The 17,975-nt window shown below is 70.4% G+C and carries 5 protein-coding genes and 6 pseudogenes; 7 read left to right on the forward strand and 4 right to left on the reverse strand.

Annotation, left to right across the window (positions count from 1 at the left end; translation table 11 throughout):
* Nucleotides 1–66 precede the first annotated feature (66 nt).
* A pseudogene (locus BJF83_RS09480) lies at nt 67–2,579 on the forward strand (ribonucleoside-diphosphate reductase subunit alpha).
* Nucleotides 2,580–2,714: 135 nt separating this feature from the next.
* Nucleotides 2,715–3,796 (forward strand): annotated as a pseudogene (locus tag BJF83_RS09485) (ribonucleotide-diphosphate reductase subunit beta).
* Between the two features lie 176 nt (nt 3,797–3,972).
* Here BJF83_RS09485 and BJF83_RS09490 read toward each other — a convergent pair.
* A complete protein-coding gene (locus tag BJF83_RS09490) occupies nt 3,973–4,302 on the reverse strand; it encodes a CU044_2847 family protein (protein ID WP_075926013.1) in 330 nt (109 codons plus the stop codon).
* A gap of 72 nt (nt 4,303–4,374) precedes the next feature.
* Here BJF83_RS09490 and BJF83_RS09495 point away from each other — a divergent pair, with 72 nt between their 5' ends.
* On the forward strand, nt 4,375–4,665 hold the full coding sequence (locus BJF83_RS09495; RefSeq protein ID WP_083678469.1) for a DUF397 domain-containing protein: 291 nt from the start codon (nt 4,375–4,377) through the stop codon (nt 4,663–4,665).
* Between the two features lie 23 nt (nt 4,666–4,688).
* Here the strand turns inward: BJF83_RS09495 and fxsT are convergent.
* Nucleotides 4,689–8,382, reverse strand: a pseudogene (fxsT, locus tag BJF83_RS30965) (FxSxx-COOH system tetratricopeptide repeat protein).
* A 273-nt stretch (nt 8,383–8,655) separates the two neighbouring features.
* Nucleotides 8,656–10,488, reverse strand: coding sequence for a serine protease (locus tag BJF83_RS09505; RefSeq protein ID WP_075925999.1), 1,833 nt, complete (start codon nt 10,486–10,488; stop codon nt 8,656–8,658).
* Nucleotides 10,489–10,918: 430 nt separating this feature from the next.
* On the opposite strand from BJF83_RS09505, the pseudogene putP reads away from it, so the two are divergent.
* The 4 genes and pseudogenes from putP (at nt 10,919) to BJF83_RS09525 (ending at nt 15,768) form a co-directional block, all read left to right on the forward strand.
* Nucleotides 10,919–12,462, forward strand: a pseudogene (gene putP / locus BJF83_RS09510) (sodium/proline symporter PutP).
* Between the two features lie 122 nt (nt 12,463–12,584).
* Nucleotides 12,585–13,168, forward strand: a pseudogene (locus tag BJF83_RS09515) (putative glycolipid-binding domain-containing protein).
* 87 nt (nt 13,169–13,255) lie between these two features.
* Nucleotides 13,256–14,095, forward strand: coding sequence for an ammonia-dependent NAD(+) synthetase (nadE, locus tag BJF83_RS09520; protein ID WP_075926000.1), 840 nt, complete (start codon nt 13,256–13,258; stop codon nt 14,093–14,095).
* A 336-nt stretch (nt 14,096–14,431) separates the two neighbouring features.
* A pseudogene (locus BJF83_RS09525) lies at nt 14,432–15,768 on the forward strand (acyltransferase family protein).
* 123 nt (nt 15,769–15,891) lie between these two features.
* Here BJF83_RS09525 and BJF83_RS09530 read toward each other — a convergent pair.
* Nucleotides 15,892–17,883: a cation:proton antiporter gene (locus BJF83_RS09530; RefSeq protein WP_075926001.1), complete on the reverse strand. Its 1,992-nt coding sequence runs from the start codon at nt 17,881–17,883 to the stop codon at nt 15,892–15,894.
* Between the last annotated feature and the right edge of the window lie 92 nt (nt 17,884–17,975).

Below are 17,975 nucleotides of genomic sequence, written 5' to 3' on the forward strand. Positions count from 1 at the left end.
GTGCCGTGGCCGTGTTTCTCGTGTCCCTCCCCGCCGGGACTCTTCTACCGAGGTTGGAGCCGCTGTATGACCCTTGACGTCGAGGCCGTGCCCGCATCCGTTCGGCCCGAGCCGACCCACGACGGTGCGCCCCCCGCCGCCGCCGACCGGATCGCGCACGTCGTGACCGAGGCCTGCGGGCGGCTCACCGGTGTTTCGGCGGACAAGGTCCTCACCGAGGCGCGCCGCGGCTTCTACCCCGCAATCTCGGACGCGAGGTGGAACTGGCCCTGGTCATGGCCGCCCGCAGCTTCGTGGAGGTCGACCCCGACTACTCCTACGTGGCCGCCCGCCTGCTGCTGGACACGCTCCGCCGCGAGGCCCTCACCTTCATCGCCGGCATCCCCCAGACCGCCAGCCAGTCCGAGATGGCCGACCGCTACCCCTCCTACCTGGCCGCCTACGTCGGGCGCGGTATCGACCTCGGCCAGCTCGACCCGGCGCTGGCCACGTTCGACCTGGAACGCCTGGGCGCCGCACTGCGCCCCGAGCGGGACGAGGACTTCACCTTCCTCGGCATCCAGACCCTCTACGACCGCTACTTCCTGCACAGCGACGAGGTCCGCTACGAGCTGCCGCAGGCGTTCTTCATGCGGGTGGCCATGGGCCTGGCCCTCAACGAGGACGATCGGGACGCCCGCGCGATCGAGTTCTACGAGCTGCTGTCCTCGTTCGACTTCATGGCCTCCACCCCCACCCTGTTCAACTCGGGCACGGTGCGGGCGCAGCTGTCCTCCTGCTTCCTGACCACCGTGGGCGACGACCTCCAGTCGATCTTCCACGGCATCAGCAACAACGCGATGCTCTCGAAGTACTCGGGCGGACTGGGCAACGACTGGACGCCGGTGCGCGGCCTGGGCTCGCACATCCGCGGCACCAACGGCAAGAGCCAGGGCGTCGTCCCGTTCCTGAAGATCGCCAACGACACCGCGGTCGCGGTGAACCAGGGCGGCAAGCGCAAGGGCGCGGTCTGCGCGTACCTGGAGACCTGGCACATCGACATCGAGGAGTTCCTCGACCTGCGCAAGAACACCGGTGACGAGCGCCGCCGCACGCACGACATGAACACCGCGAACTGGGTCCCGGACCTGTTCATGCAGCGGGTGGAGCAGGGCGGCACCTGGACGCTCTTCTCCCCGGACGAGGTGCCCGACCTGCACGACAAGTACGGGTCCGAGTTCGCCAGGACCTATGCCCACTACGAGGCCGAGGCCGCCGCGGGCCGGATCAAGGTCTCTAAGCGGGTCCAGGCCGTGGACCTGTGGCGCCGCATGCTCACCATGCTGTTCGAGACCGGTCACCCGTGGATCACGTTCAAGGACCCGTGCAACCTGCGCTCGCCGCAGCATCACTCGGGCGTCGTGCACTCCTCCAACCTGTGCACCGAGATCACGCTGAACACCAGTGCCGACGAGGTCGCCGTCTGCAACCTGGGCTCGGTCAACCTGGCCCAGCACACCGGCCCCGGCGGTCTGGACGCCGAGCGCCTGCGCCGCACCGTGCGCACCGCCGTGCGGATGCTCGACAACGTCATCGACGTGAACTTCTACACGATCCCCGAGGCGCGCCGCGCGAACATGCGCCACCGCCCCGTGGGTCTGGGCCTCATGGGTTTCCAGGACGCGCTGTTCAAGCTGCGCACCCCGTTCGCCTCCGAGGGCGCGGTCGACTTCGCTGACGAGAGCATGGAGCTGATCAGCTACTACGCCATCGAGGCGTCCATGGAGCTGGCGGTCGAGCGCGGTTCCTACGAGACCTTCGACGGCTCGCTGTGGAGCAGGGGCGTCCTGCCGATCGACTCGCTGCGGCTGCTCGCCGAGGCGCGCGGCGGCGACCTCGACGTGGACCGGGGCGAGACCCTGGACTGGGACTCGCTGCGCGAGCGCGTGCGCACCACCGGTATGCGTAACTCGAACGTGATGGCGATCGCCCCGACCGCGACCATCGCCAACATCACCGGCGTGAGCCAGTCGATCGAGCCCGTGTACCGGAACCTGTTCGTCAAGTCGAACATGTCCGGCGACTTCACCGTCGTCAACCCGTACCTGGTGCGCGACCTCAAGGAGCGCGGCCTGTGGGACGACGACATGGTCTCCGCCCTGAAGCTGCACGACGGCAGCCTGGGCGACATCGACCGGGTTCCCGACGACCTGAAGGCGCTGTACGCGACGGCGTTCGAGCTCGACCCGAACTGGCTCGTCGATGCTGGTTCGCGCCGACAGAAGTGGATCGACCAGGCCCAGTCGCTGAACCTGTACATGGCCGCTCCCAGCGGTCGCAAGCTCGACGCGCTGTACCGCCGTGCCTGGCGCTCCGGACTGAAGACCACGTACTACCTGCGTTCGCAGAGCGCCACCCACGTGGAGAAGAGCACCCTGAAGGGTACGGACGGCCGCCTCAACGCCGTGTCCTCCGGCTCGGCTCCGGCGGCCGCGGCCCCGAGCCCCGCGCCCGCCGCGCCCGCCGGCGCGGAGGAGTTCGAGATCGTGGAGGGCCAGGCGTGCTCCATCGAGGACCCCGAGTGCGAGGCCTGCCAGTAGGTCCGCCCGTCCGGGAACTCCGAGCCGCGGGGCCGTCCGCGTACGTCGCGGTCGGCCCCGCGCCGGGCCGCCCGGCCCCCGCACATCACGCATCACCACGTCCGGCCCCGCCGGAGAACGGAAAGCGACCGCAGTATGACCACAGCACCCGACCACAGCGCCAGCGCCGCCAGCGGCCTCGGGGAGATCGAGCGTGACGCCGCGCGCGTCAACGTCGACGACAAGGCGATGATCACGCCCGCGCCGACGTCAACCAGCTGCTCCCGCTCAAGTACACGTGGGCGTGGGACAAGTACCTGGCGGGCTGCAACAACCACTGGATGCCCACCGAGGTCGCGATGCAGGCGGACATCGCGCTGTGGAAGTCCAAGGACGGGCTGACCGAGGACGAGCGCCTGATGCTCAAGCGCAACCTCGGCTTCTTCGCCACCGCCGAGTCGCTGGTCGCCAACAACATCGTCCTGGCCGTGTACCGCCAGCTGACCAACCCGGAGTGCCGCCAGTACCTGCTGCGCCAGGCCTTCGAGGAGGCCGTGCACACGCACACCTTCCAGTACATCTGCGAGAGCCTGGGCCTGGACGAGGGCGAGCTCTTCAACATGTACCGGGAGATCCCGTCGATCACGGCCAAGGACGCGTGGGCGCTCAGGTACACGCAGAACCTGGAGGACCCGGACTTCCGCACCGGCACGCCCGAGGCGGACCAGGCGTTCCTGCGCGACCTGGTCGCGTTCTACGTGATCTTCGAGGGCATGTGGTTCTACACGGGCTTCGCGCAGATCCTGTCGCTGGGCCGCCGCAACAAGATGGTCGGCATCGCCGAGCAGTACCAGTACATCCTGCGCGACGAGTCGATCCACCTGAACTTCGGTATCGACGTGATCAACCAGATCAAGATCGAGAACCCGCACCTGTGGACCGAGGAGTTCCAGGCCGAGGTGCGCACGATGCTCACCGAGGCCTGTGAGTTGGAGGTCGCCTACGGTCGCGAGACCATGCCGCGCGGCGTGCTGGGCCTCAACGCCGAGCTGTGCGAGAAGTACATGCATTTCATCACCGACCGCCGCGCCGAGCAGATCGGCCTGGCGCCGATCTTCGGTGAGACGGAGAACCCGTTCCCGTGGATGTCGGAGATGATGGACCTCCAGAAGGAGAAGAACTTCTTCGAGACCCGGGTCATCGAGTACCAGACCGGCGGCGGTCTGGACTGGGACTGACCCGCGCGGACCCGGCCCCCGTGATCCGTCGGCGGAGGATCGCGGGGGCCGCGTCGGGAGGTCTCCGGGAACCGTCCCGGAGCTCCCGACGCCCCTCGGGCGGGCACGAAGGCGCCCCCGTTTCGGCGGGTTCCGGCGATCCCCGCGACACCCTGGATTTCGGGGAGTCGCGGGGATCATCCGGTGTTGGACCAGGTCATCCTGACGTTGAAGGTGGCCTCGCCGCTGCCCTTGACGACCACGGCGTCGGCCTCGGCGCTCACGTTCACACCGAATTGCACCTCCGTTTCCGTCGGCGCGAACTGGGACGAGGCGAGTTCGGTCAACTGCGTGGACACGGCCTCGCCGACTTTCCTGATGCGCAGCAGGACCGAGTCGAGCTGTTTCTCCCCGAGCATCTTCGTGGCGTCCCGTGCGACGTTGGACGCGCCCTCGCGTCGGACGGGGGCGGATTCGACGCTGATCACGGTGCCGTCGTCGGCGACGAAATCGATCACTCTGTTCACGCTGACCTCACGCATTCTTCGAGGGGGCAGTGGTATTCCGGTGAGCCGGGGCGGAAAGTAAAATCATGGGACATGTCCGGAATAGGCGAGATTCCGCGGCCGTCCGAGCGGAGGAAACGGTGGGACGATCCAGTGAGGACCGGGCGAGACAGCGAGCGTGCCACCTGGCGGGACGGCACCGATTGGCGTAAGTCGTCGTGGTCCGGCGGCAGTGACCGATGCTGTGAGGCCTCCTGGGAACGACGTGGCCACGTGCTGCTGCGCGACTCGTTCCGGCCGGACGGGCACGTCCTGCGGTTTCCCTCCCGGGAGTGGCTGTTCCTGCTCTCGTCGCTGTCCTCGCCGTTCCCGGGGCGGCCCTGACCGCCACCGGGCGCGATCGCGGCTCAGTCCCTCATCGACAGGATGTCGGTGTCCAGCCGGGTGAAGTCCGCCATCGTGGTCACGAAACGGTGGTCCAGTCCGAACCGCGCGGCGTACTGGTCGCGTAGCGCCTCCCACTCCTCATGAACGTCCTCACCCAGTGCCCGGCGACTGATCAGCAGGTTGCGCCGGGCTGTGGTGAGGAAGAGATGGTGTTCGCCCAGGGCGTCCCGGCACAGGTCGACGCTCGACGCGTCCTGCGCCCGCGCCTCCTTGAGCCGCCCCAACGCGAACAGGTCGTTGCCCAGGTTGACCTCGACCGCGGCCAGGGTGATCCGCGCGTCCGGAAAGTGCTGCCGGATCCTCTCCCTGGCGGTCGTGTCGAGTCCGTGCGCTCGCTCGTACTCTCCCGCGACACGGAACACGATCGCGGCGTTGGCCCGGGAGGCCCAGGGGAAGAGGTGGTGCTCGGGGAACTCGTCGTCCACGTGTGCGAGGAGATCCTCGGCCAGCGTGGTCCCCGCCTCCACCTGGCCGGCGAAGGCCAGATTCACCATGTGGATGCTGTTGATGTGCAGCGCTGGGCGGCTGTGCGGCTGGTAACGCGGAATGGTGGCCTCGCGTTCCTTGGCGGACAACTCCAGGGCCGCCTCGTGGTTGCCGAGCCTGCGGTGGAGCACCGAGAGCGAGGTCGGGATGTCCGCGGTGTGGGTGCTGGCGTCCGCGACGGCGGCCTCGAACCGTCTCTGGCAGTCCTCCAGGATCTCCCGGGCCTCCTCCAGGTAGCCGAGGGCCATGAGGCTGAGACCGGTGGACAGGCGGGTGCGCAGGGACGGGATGCCGTTCTCGCCGAACAGGTACTCCCGTTGGTCGAGGGTTCGCCGGTCCAGGTCCAGGCATCCTGGAAGCGTCCCAGACGGCGCAGGTTCACGCCGATGTCGTGTGCGATGACCAGGGTCTTCTCGTCGTCCTCGGTGAACCGGGCCGTTCTGACGCGGTGGATGTCCTCGAACATGCCCAGGGCCTGGTCGTAGTGGCCGAGGTTGCTGAGGGCGATGGCGCGGGCTCGATGGGCGTCGAGCGCCTCCTCGCTCTCCGGGCCCTCCAGTTCCGCCTGCTCGGCGTACATCCGGTCCGCCTCGGCGAGCGCGGTCCGATTCTCACCCTGGATGCGAAGGATCATCGTGCGCTGAAGCTGAACCTGGAAGCGCTGTCCCGTGTCGTCGTACCAGGACTCGATGGCTCGGTCCGCCAGGTTCAGCGCGGCCCGCTCGTCCCCAGTCTCCACCAGGTAGGTGATCACGTTGTGGACGAGCCCCCGGACCTGGGGGTCGTGGCTGCGCCAGGCCTCCGACGCCCGCACGTGCGTGTACAGCAGCTGGTACTCGGACCAGTTCTGCGGGAGTTCGGGGCCGAGCGGGTCACTCTGGGCCAGGAGCCGGTGGGCCAGGTCACGGTAGCGCACGCTCTCCTCGTCGCTCACCGTGCGCTGGACGACCGTCTGGAAGGTGACGTGCATCTGGAAGGTGTGGTTGGTCCGGTCGAACTCGGCCAGACTGTGCCTGCTCACGTAGCGCAGCACCTTGGACAGCGCCATCTCGTTGCCCAGGATCTGCGCCAACTGGGGGTTGGAGCTGAGTCCCCGGGCCCTGTGGAACAGCGTGCGCGCCAACGGGCGGGGCCCGAAGAAGGAGCACAGTTGGATGAACTCGCGGACCATCTGCTTGACGGCCCGATCCGAGCCGGTGCCGCGCCGTAGGTCGTCGAGCTGCATGTTCCAGGCCGCGGCGAGCGGGAGCGGGTACAGGTCCTCCGACTCCACGTGCGTGACGAGTTCGTCGAACTTGTCCTGGATGAGGAGGAGGAAGTCCTCGACGCTCATCAACGAGTCGCGCAGGTAGGCGCCGACCTGCGCCAGCGCGAGGGGCACGTGCTCCAGACGATCGGCGATGCGACGGGCGTCCCCGTCGTCATCCAGACCGTGGGGGCAGATCTTGCGGAGGAGCGCCACACTCTCCTCCGGCTTGAGGGTGGGGACGACCGAACCCTCACTGCGGCCGCTCGGGATCCAGCTCTGGTCCCGGGAGGTGATGATGATGTCGCCGGGCCCGTTGGCGGGCAGCTCGGCCGTGTCGAGGGAGTTCAGGTCTCCCACGTCGTCGAGGACGAGCAGCCAGTGGCCGATCTCGGGGGCGGTTTCGAGCGCGTCGCGGACCCGTTGCGCCGTCATCTCCAGGTTGCCGCCCTCCTCGGCCAGACCGAGGTGTCTGGCGAGGTTGACGTAGGACTGGTGGATGTCGGTCACGCCGCCGGCCGGGATCCACCAGATGAGGTCGTAGTCGTCCCGGTAGCGGTGCGCGTACTCGATCGCGATCTGGGTCTTGCCGATACCGCCGCCGCCCGCCAACAGGTACACGCTGCCCGAGGCTTCCGACAGCAGGTCGTGGATCCGCCCGAGGATCTCCGTACGGCCGGTGAAGTTGAGGTTGTGCGGGGGCACGCCGCCGAGTTTGGCGAGCCGTCGCGCCCTGGGCCGCCTCGCGTGGGTCCGCCGCGGGTCCAGGGGCTCCGACGGAGTGGGTTCCGTGTCGAAGATGTGGGTGTCGGTCACGGTCGCGTCGGTTCCTCTCGGACGGTCTCGGGCGGCGTACTGTGCTCGGCCCCGTCTGCGGAGGTTTCGCCGAGGGCGGTGCGCAGGTGCTCGGCGAGCCGCCGGTACTCGCCGGGCATCTCGGACAGAGCGGGCAGGAGGGCCCTGGCCAGGCCCTCCTCGCCGTCGAGGTCGGTGACCCGGGGGGCACCGGTCTCGATCCTGGACAGCCATTGAAAGACGCGGGCGCAGTCCTTGAACTCGATGGCCATCGAGGACAACACCGAGCGCATCACGCTGAGGTCGCCGAACCTGCCGAGGAGGTCCCTGCGCACGCCGGGAAGGAATTCCAGGGCGGGGGCGGCCGGGTCGTCCAGGTCGCCCAGCGGATGGGAGGGGTCCACCAGGTCGCCGCCGAACACCTCGGCGATCTCGGTGACGGCCGCGCGTGCGTCGCGCGGCGCGTGCGGAAGGTTCCGTTGGAGCAGTTCGGCGACCGGCAGGTTGACGGGTGCCTGGGTGAGGCGCACGGCGAGTTCGCGCGCGCCGCGCGAGGCCTGCGCGAGGAACCGCGACACGGGGTCGGGGTCCCAGGGGACCGTCTCCGGGGGACGCGCGCCGTCTGGTGGGAGGACGGCTGCGTCCGCCCGCCAGATCCCTCCGGTCCCGTTCGCCACGGTGATCCACTCGGCCAGGGAGTCGGGACCGAACGCCAGCACCGGCAGTAGGGCGGCGCCCTCCGGGACGGCGGTGTCCTCGGCGTCGTCCGCGGTGGTCATGGGGGTCCGGGCGCCGGGCGCTGAGGGGGACGCCCCGGTCAGGCGCAACGGCTGGGGCGCGAGCGGCCCCCGGGACCAGACGGAGCGGTCGAGGAGGTGGAGGAGGGCGGTCGGCTGCCGGGTGGCGACCGAGGCCACCCAGGCACGGAACCGCCGCTGCCGCCATCCCCGGTCCTGCGCGTCGGTGACGATGACGGCGGCGTCGACTCCGTCGGGGAGCGGGTCGGCGAGCGGCCACGGAGGGCCGTGCCCGCCTCTGGCGTGTCCGGCGTCGAACCGCACGACCGGCGATCCGGCCCGCGCGGCGTGTTCGACCAGTGTGGCGACGTTGTCCCGGTGCAGGGCCATGAGGGGGGAGGAGTCGATGAGGACGACCAGGCGGGAGGGCCCGCCCGTCAGATTTTCGAGTGCGCTGTGAAATGTGTTCGACAACGTCGAACTCCTCCTGGAAGTCTCCTCCCACAATCCTGCCACGACGGTTCGCCTTCCGCGATACGCGGAGCCTCGTTTGGCCTCGTTCCGTGGATAACAGCAGCTCCGTGCCACACCGGGCTGTCTTTGTGCATGGCCTAAAAAGTGAAGACTGTGAGGTATGTTGACTTGGATGAGTTTTGTTATTCTTTATAGGCCTCCGTCCTTTTTGTCCGATGAAGTGGGATGATCGTGCTCCTGGAGGGCCTGGCGCGGGAGGTTGTCCCCGTAGACGTCGTGGACGAGGACGATGCTCCGGTTCTCCGCGTCCCCCTTGGCGCGGTCGCGCAGGTGTCTGGCGAGGCCGGAGATCGGGACGCGTGAACCGGGGTCGCGGTCGAGCAGCTCCTTGGCCAGCTCGCGGATCGCCTGTCGCGGGCCGCGGATGACGGTCGGGATCCCCTGGTGGAGCGCGGAGTCGTAGATGTGTCGGATGTCTTCGTTGTCCGATTCGGCCATGCAGAGGGTGACGTCCCCGTCGTTCAGCAGGTGCACCACCTCGCTCATCGGAAAGTCCCATGTGAGGAGGGTGTTTCGATCTCTCACCAACGTGTCCGACCTCTGCTGTTCGCAGTTGCGACGCCACTTGCCGGGAAGCGCCTCCATGTAGGACGCGGACTGGACCCGCTCCCTGACGTGGTACACGATCTCGTACGTCGCGCCGAGCCGCGGCGGGTACTCCAGCAGCGCGCGGTGCGTGGTGGCCTGCCCCAGGTTCAGGTGCAGGAGTTCCTTGGGGAGCAACACGCGTAGCCGCAACGACTCCTCGTCCGGCGTGACCAGCCCTCTCATGGCCGCGTCGCCCATGAGGTCGCCGATCTCGTCGAGGATGTCGGCCTCGCGGACGACCTTCGTGCCCTGGAGCAGGAGCCGGTAACCCTCCTTGTCCATGTGGGCGGTCCGGTGGGACAGCCGGTAGCCCCCGGTCACGGGCTCCAGATCGAAGAGCACCACCGTGTCCGGTTCCGCCGCGCCCACGAGCGCGTCCGGCTTCCTCTGGCGGAGCAGCCGATGGTCGCGGTGCCGGGTGAGGACATTGTCCCAGTCGCTGCCCAGGGGGTGGGCCTCCTGCCTGATCCACGGCCAGACCGTCGGGGGGAGCGGTCGCCGGACCCCGATCTCTCGGTAGACGTGGTGCACCCAGGCGACCCGGGGCGGTGGTTCGCCGACCGGAGGGACCAGATCCCACAGCGCTGTGAGCACCTGCCAGGCCGTCGTGCCCGACGCCCGTCGTCGGACCTTGCGCAGTTCGTCGGGGTTGAGCAGGGACTCGGGCGGGACCTCCGCCACGGACACGGAGTCCAGCAGGTCGTGCAGGCGGGCGTAGGCCTCCCTGCCGCAGAGCGACTCGTCCGCCAGGCGCCGCACGGACACGCCCCCTTGGCCGTCCCGGTCGCCGACGAACTCCTCGACCGGCAGCAGGAAGGCGATGCCCGAGGGCTGGTCGGGGTCGTTCCACAGGTAGTGGTGGTTCTTCTGCATGATCCCCACGAGTTCGCCGGTGTCCGTGCGCACCGCGCAGCCGCTGAACCCGCCGGTGATCTGGGTCGGCCGCGACCCGGGCACCTCGACCTGGTGGGTGGCGCCGGTGGGGCCGCCCCTGCCCCGGTAGACCACCGAGGCCTGGAGCGACCGCATGCCCACGGGGTACCCGACCACGTACAGCACCTGCCCCAAGGAGACGTTCGCGCACCCGCTCATCTTGGGGAAGTCGGTGTCGGGCAGGCCCGGGCCCCACAGCCGGAGCACGGCCAGGTCGCGGCTGCCGTGGCCGGCGGCCCACAGATCCGGGAGGACGTCGGCGTCCCATACCCGGTCGTCGAACGACATCAGCCGGACCGCGGTCCCCTGCCCGGGGTGCTCCTCCGGATCACCGGGACGGCCGAGGGCGGCGTTGACGACGTGCGCGCACGTCACCAGCAGGCTGGGCGACACGAGGACGGCGCCCCCGACGACACCGTCGGCGTGGTCGAGCATCCGCATCTGCCACGCGGTTCGTTGGGTTGCAGACCGCTCGGGGGGTGGGGGGTGGGCACGATCCCGGAACCTCTCTCGCATCCGTCGTGCCCAAGACAGTTCCCCCTCGGACTGGCGCGAACCGCCGTGGCCGAGGTGTGCGGGGGAGGCGTGGGAGAGCGCTCGGAGCGGGGGCGCGCCACCGTGCGGGGGGTCGGGTGAACGCCAAAGATCCCATCACGGGCTGTCGGTTATGTCCGATCGGACAAACGACAGGTCGCGCGCGTGGCCGCCGGAACAATCATGCCTGGTCGAAGACTCGGCCAGATATCAAAGAGGTGATGTTCCACGCACAAATGTTGTGACTCGGCGAACACGGGGTCATGATCACCCACATAGTTCGTAATAAGCGCGTAAGGGTCACGACCGCGCGCATCAGAGAAAGGAGGGGACGGTCATGGACGGCTCCATGCTCGGTTCGGTCTTGACCTTCGCGGTGTATCTCGCCGTGATGGTGGGCATCGGTCTCTGGGTCTACCGGCGTACTGTCTCGCAGTCCGACTTCGTGCTCGGTGGTCGGCAGCTCAACAGCTGGGTCGCGGGCCTCAGCGCCAACGCGAGCGACTTCAGCGGCTGGCTGCTGCTCGGCCTACCCGGAGCCATCTACATCTCGGGCCTGGGCGAGGCCTGGATCGCGGTCGGCCTGGCCTGCGGTTTCGCGGGCAGCTGGATCCTGCTCGCGCCCCGCCTGCGCGTGTACACCGAGCGCGTCACCGACGCCCGGACCGGCGGCGAGTCCGACTCGCTGACCCTGTCCTCCTTCCTGGAGAACCGCTTCAACGACCCGACCCGACTCCTGCGGGGCGTGTCGGCGGTGCTGATCGTGGTCTTCTACTTCTTCTACGTCGCCTCCGGCCTGGTCGCCATGTCGGCCCTGTTCGACCAGGTCTTCGGTCTCGACCCCGCGCCCGCCATCGCCATCGGCGTCGGCATCGTCGTCCTGTACACCGTGCTGGGCGGATTCCTCGCGGTCTCCTACACCGACGTCGTGCAGGCCGTCATGATGTGGCTCGCCCTCCTCGTCGTGCCGATCATGGCGGTCGTGGCCCTCGGCGGATTCGGCGGCCTCACCTCCGGCGTGGCCGAGCAGAGCGACGGCCTGATGTCGATCGTCGGCGGCACCTCGTTCAACGCGGAGACGCTCGTCTGGGAGAGCACCGACACCCTCGGCTGGGTCGTCATCGTCTCCGGCCTGGCCTGGGGCCTCGGCTACTTCGGCCAGCCGCACATCCTCGCCCGCTTCATGGGCATCCGCTCCGTCAAGGACATCCGCCACGCCGGGATCGTCAGCGTCAGCTGGGCCGTCACCGCCATGGCGCTCGCCCTCGTGGTCGGCTTCGTCGGCATCGCCTACTTCGAGACCCCGCTGGAGAACCCCGAGCAGGTCTTCCCGCAGCTCATCGAAGCGCTGACCCACCCGCTCGTCGCGGGCGTCCTCCTCGCGGCGATCCTCGCCGCCGTCATGAGCACCGCCGACTCCCAACTCCTGGTCGCGGCCTCCGCCCTCACCGAGGACGTCTACCGGGGCTTCGTCTCCCGCGACGCCGACCCGCGCCTCCTGCTGTGGATCAGCCGCGGCACCGTCGTCGCCGTCGCACTCGCCGCGGCGGGCATCGCCCTCTGGGGCGACAGCTCGGTCATGGACCTGGTCGCTACGCCTGGGCGGGCTTCGGCGCCGGGTTCGGGCCGGTCCTGCTGCTCGCGGTGTTCTGGCGACGCATGACCTGGGCGGGCGCGCTCGGCGGCATGGTCGTCGGCGGCGCCACCGCGATCGTCTGGGACGTCGTCGACTCGGCGTACCTGAACACCGGGCTGTACGCGATGGTTCCGGCGGTCGCGCTCGGCTTCGGCGCGATCTTCCTCTTCAACGGCCTCGGTCGGGTCACCGGAGCCATGGCACGGGACTTCGAACGCATGGAGGCCGAGGTCAAGGGCGCCTGAGCGCACCCGCCACGGCGTCCGGGGCGCAAGCCCCGCGCCACCCGTGGCACGGGCCCGTACCGCGTCGGCACGGGCCCGTGCCGCTCTGGCGTAGCAACCGTACGGAACGGTAGAACGGTGACATGTCGTCACTGGCACAACACCCCGCCGCGTGGTCCCGGACCGACGTACCCGAGGGACTCGGCCTCGGCGCCCTCCTGCCCGAGCCCGACGGGTACCGGTTGGAGGCCGGAGAGGTCGTCGTGGAGGGCGACGAGCGGTTCCTGACCCGCTTCACGGTCCTTACCGACCTGGCCTGGGCGACACGGGAGGCGCGAGTCGAGGTCGTCTCCGCACGGGGTACGGAGTCGGTCACGCTGACCGCGCACGGGGGCAACTGGACCGACGGCCAGGGCAGACCCAGACCCGAGCTCAGGGGCTGCCTGGACGTGGACGTCGCCGCGACCCCCCTCACCAACACCCTCCCGATCCGCGCCTGGGCCTGAACCCGGGGGAGTACCGCGACATCGCGGTGGCCTGGATCGACATCCCCTCCCTGCGGGTCCGCCGCGTCCGCCAGCGGTACACACGCCACCCCTCCGAGGGCGGTCTGGAGCGCTACACCTACCGCGACCCCCTGCGCGGGGAGTACCGGCTGTCCGTGGACGCCGACGGCCTGGTCGTGGACTACGAGCGCTTCGCCCGCCGACTCGGCCCCGACGGCTGAGCGGCCCTTCCGCACCCCGGAGTGCCTCCGCGGCTCCCGAACGGCGATAATCGGCGGGCACACCCACCTCACCCACAGGGAACCGCAGTGACCGACACCGAGCTGAGCCGGGCCAGACGCGAGATCATTCGCGACCTCGACGTCCCCGGTAACTTCGACGTCCGGGCCGAGATCGAACGACGCGTCGCCTTCCTCGCCGAGCGCCTGACCACCACGGGCGCGACCGCGCTCGTACTGGGGATCAGCGGCGGCGTCGACTCGCTCACCACCGGACGCCTGTGCCGCCTCGCCGTGGACCGCGCCCGCGCCGCCGGGCACGCCGCCGAGTACGTCGCGATGCGCCTGCCCTACAAGGTGCAGAAGGACGAGGACGACGCCGCCCGCTCGGTCGAGTTCACCGCCCCCGACCGCTGCCTCACCGTCGACGTCGGGCCGGCCAGCGACGCCGTGGCCGACTCCCTCACCGCCGCCGGGATGACCTACGCGAGCGCGGTCTCCGAGGACTTCGTGGTCGGCAACGTCAAGGCCCGTCAGCGGATGATCGCCCAGTACGCGGTGGCGGGCGGTCTCGGCGGCCTCGTCGTCGGCACCGACCACGCGGCCGAGGCGGTCACCGGATTCTTCACCAAGTACGGTGACGGCGGGGTCGACCTCGTCCCGCTGACCGGCCTGACCAAGCGCCGGGTGCGCGCCGTGGCCGCCGCGCTCGGCGCCCCCGACGACCTGGTGCACAAGGTGCCCACGGCCGACCTGGAGACCCTGTCGCCGGGCAGGCCCGACGAGGAGGCGCTCGGCCTCACCTACGAGCAGATCGACGACTTCCTGGAGGGTCTGCCCATCCCCGAACACGTCGAAGCGGCCCTGGTCGACCGCTACCGCGCCACCGCGCACAAACGCGCCCTGCCCACGGCTCCCCCCTCGGCCTGAGCCCGGGTCGCCTCGGTGCGGGCCGGGGTGTCCCGGGCTCGCCCGGCCGGGGCCCGACCGCGCCGACCCCCCGGTCGCCACCGCACGATGGTGCCCGCGACCACCGTCGACGGGTGGGCGGACCGGGGGTCGAAGAGTGGTATCAGAGCCATCGCGGCGGCCTCCACCGACTACCTAGGGTCGTAACGACGACGCACCGGCGGGGCGCGGACATTCCGCCCAGGCCGGGGCCCGTCCGACCACACGTCGTCGCCCCCTGATCCCGGTCGGCACGACACCTCCTCCGCCGCGCGGGGCACGCGCGCTCCCACGGTGGAGACGACCCGGGAGCGACCGATGACCACGATCTCGCGAACCGGCGGCGCAGACGGGCCGTCCGTCCCGTCGGCGCCGCGTCCCGCACCCGAACGCGACGTCCGGACCGGGGCCACGCGACCCCTGCCCGGCCGCGACCGGTTCCTCGACGTCCTCCGCCTCCTCGTCATCGTGCTGGTCGTCCTCCAGCACTGGTGGTACCCGGTGCTCACCGCGGCTCCGGGAGGCCTGACCATGGACAGCGTCCTCACCGTGCCGGGCGCTTCGGCCATGACGTGGGTCTCCCAGGTCATGCCACTGATCTTCTTCGTCGGCGGCGCGCCAACCTCATCAGCCTGCGGTCGGCCGCGGCGGGCGGTGTCGCGGCCACGACGTGGCTGGCGCGCCGGTTGCGCAGGCTCGCCTGGCCGGTCGTCCCGCTCGCCGCCGTCTGGATCGCCGCGACCCACCTGCTGGCCCTGGGCGGGGTTCCGGAACAGCCGGTGTCGGTGGCGGCGGACGCGGTGGGGATCGTGCTGTGGTTCCTGGCGGTGTACGTCCTGGTGGTCGTGGCGACACCGGTCCTCCTCCCGGTCCAGGACCGGTTCGGCTGGCGGGTGGCGGCGGCGCTGTTCGCCGGGGCGGCCCTCGTCGACGTCGTCCGCTTCGCGACGGGGGTGGACGCGGTCGGCTACGCGAACGTGGTCTTCGTGTGGCTGGGCGTGCACCAGCTCGGTCTGCTCTACGGGGCCGGGGCGCTGCGCCCGCGTCAGGGAGCGGTGCTGGCGGCGGGCGGCGCGGTCGCGGCCGCCGTGCTCATGCTGACCGGTCCGTACTCGCCGAACATGACCGGTGTCTTCGCCATGGAGGCCTCCAACGCCGGTCCGCCGACGTTGGTCCTGGCTGCGCTGGGCGCGGTGCAGGTCGGCGCGGCGGTCCTGCTCCGCCGGTGGATCGCGGCCTGGGCCGACCGCCCCGGCCCCGCGCGGGTGCTGGACGCGGTCTGCCCGACCCTGATGACCGTGTACCTGTGGCACATGGTCCCGGTGAGCCTGGTCGCCGCCGTCCAGGTCTACGGCCTCGGCGTCGACACCCCCGACCCGATGACGGTTCCCTGGCTGGTGTGGGGTCTGGCCGGTACGGCGGCGCTGCTTCCGCTGACCGCCGTGCTCGCGTCCTGGGCGGTGCGGTTCGAGACGCCTCCGGCACGGCTGAGCGGGGTCCCGGGACCGATCCGCGCCCTCGCGGCGGCCGCGCTGGTCGGCGGCGGACTGGGCACCCTGGTCGCGGTGGGGCTCGGCGCCGGTGGGGGGCCCGTGCTCGGTCTGCTGGCCGTGGTGGCCGGACTGCTGCTCACCCGGGGGCCGCGGCGCACCTGAGGCGCGTCCGGTGTTCGCAGGGCCGATCCGAGGATCCGCGCACGGTCGCCGAGCACATCCGGCGGACGTGCCGCGCGGCCGGCCCGGCGGGGGCGCCCAGGACCGCCGGGCCCCCGGGACGCGTCAGGAGGCCCCGGCGGGGACCTCCGCGCCGCGGACCAGCCGTTCGTCCAGGACGCACCATGCCCAGTCGTCGCCCGGCTCCGCGGAGAACAGGACGGGGTGGCCGCACACGCCCGCGTGCCCGCTGGCGTGGCGGCCGGGTGAGTCGTCGCAGCACCCGACGAACCCGCACTGGGCGCAGATCCGCAGGTGGACCCAGTCACGCTGTCCCTTGCGCAGACACTCGGTGCAGCCGGGGCTCTTGGGCAGCACGGGCGGGAGCTCCTCCATGTGGGCGCAGGAGGTGTCGGGGTCGGCGACGAACCGGGTGACCACGGTCGGGTCGGGATGTCCCCGGTGGGTGTGGTCGATGCCGAGGAGGTCGAGGACGGTTCCGCCCAGTGGTTCGGTCACCGCCCGGTGCGTGTCCACGATCCTGCGGACGGACGCGTCGTACAGTCCCACGACGTCGGTGGTGTCCTTCGGGCGCACCACGATCGGCACCCCCGGCGCGAGCCCGTTGAGGACGTGCGCGATGTGGACGGCCTCCTCGGACTCGTTCTCGGCGATGACGATGAGCTTCACGCGGTCCATGCCGACCCCGTGCAGCACGCTCGCCTTGGTGGCCTCCCCGCGGACGACGGTGTGGCCGAGGTTCTCCGCGGCGGCCGCCAGGTCGGGGCTGAGGGTGGTCACGGTCGACGGGACGCCGTTGACGCTCAGGTAGTGCCCCAGGTTCCGCGCGACCGGCCCCCACCCGACCATCAGCACGCGGTCGCGCGTGTCGTCGGCCTCCACCGCCGCGCTGGCTGTCGGTGCTGCGGCGCCCTCCGGCATGCGGCGGGCGACCACCTCGCCGAGCGCCCCCAGCGCGGGCGTGGCGGTCATGAGGACGACGGTGACGGCGACCAGGAGCTGGCCGCCCTCGGCGCCCATGCCGACCGGCGTCAGACCGTACTCGGCCCCGGCCTGCTGGAGGACGAAGGAGAACTCCCCGATCTGAGCGAGCAGGAACGCCGACGCGACGGCCGTTCGGGCGCCCACGCGAAGCGCCGAGACCGCCGCGAAGGCCGTCACCACCTTGACCGCCACGACCGCCACGGCCGCCAGCAGGACCATCCACCACAGTTCGACCAGGACGGAGACGTCGAGCAGCATGCCGATCGAGACGAAGAAGACGGCGCTGAACACCATCTGGAGCGGCATGATCTCGCTCAGGGCGTGGGCGCTGTGCCGGGACTCGCTGAGCACCATGCCCGCGAGGAAGGCGCCCAGGGCGTCGCTGACCCCCGCCAGGGAGGTCAGGTAGGCCACGCCGAGGGCGATGGCCACGACCGACAACAGGAAGACCTCCGGCGAGCACAGGCGGGCGACGCGCTCCAGCAACGGCGGCATGACCTTGCGCGCCACCACGATCACGGCGGTCAGCACGAGCGCCGCGGTGCCGAGGGCCTGGAAGATCCCCCAGGCGCCGCCCGCCTCGCCGCCCAGGATCGGGATGAGCATGACCATGACGACGATGGCGAGGTCCTGGAGGATGAGGGTGCCGACGGAGGCCTGGCCGACGGGGCGCTGGGTGACGCCCTTGGCGGCGATGACCTTCAGGACGATCGCGGTGGAGGACAGCGCGACCAGGAAGCCGGTGAAGACGCCGATCCGCCAGTCCATCCCGAACACGACGCAGAGCCCGGCCACGGCCGCCGTGGTCAGCGCCACCTGGAGGGTGCCGCCGCCCAGGACGAACCGTTTGATCCGCGCGAGCCGTTCGACGGAGAACTCCACGCCGATGGTGAAGAGCAGCAGCATGACGCCGATCTCGGCCGCCGCCTCCACCTGGGTCTCGTCCGCGACGACCCCGAGCTGGTGGGGGCCGATGAGCACGCCCGCGAGGAGGAAGCCCACGATCGGGACGACCCTGAGGCGGACGAACAGCGCCCCGATCAGGCCCGCCGCGACGAGCAGGGCGACGATCGGGCCGAGGTAGACGGGGGTCTCCCCCGCAGCGAGCATCATCAGGCGCCTCCTTCGCGGTTCCCGGTACGCCGGTCCCGGGCGGCCGCCGGACGCGGTGCGACAGGGTCGCTCTCCGGCGGTGTCACCTCGGA

The organism is Nocardiopsis sp. CNR-923, assembly GCF_001942255.1.
GTDB lineage: Bacteria > Actinomycetota > Actinomycetes > Streptosporangiales > Streptosporangiaceae > Nocardiopsis.

Excerpts from the sequence above, each read along its gene's own strand:
- BJF83_RS09505 (WP_075925999.1), bottom strand. The coding sequence starts at position 10,488 with ATGCGGATGCTCGACCACGCCGACGGTGTCGTCGGGGGCGCCGTCCTC.
- BJF83_RS09530 (WP_075926001.1), bottom strand. The coding sequence starts at position 17,883 with ATGATGCTCGCTGCGGGGGAGACCCCCGTCTACCTCGGCCCGATCGTC.
- BJF83_RS09495 (WP_083678469.1), top strand. The coding sequence starts at position 4,375 with ATGTCCGGAATAGGCGAGATTCCGCGGCCGTCCGAGCGGAGGAAACGG.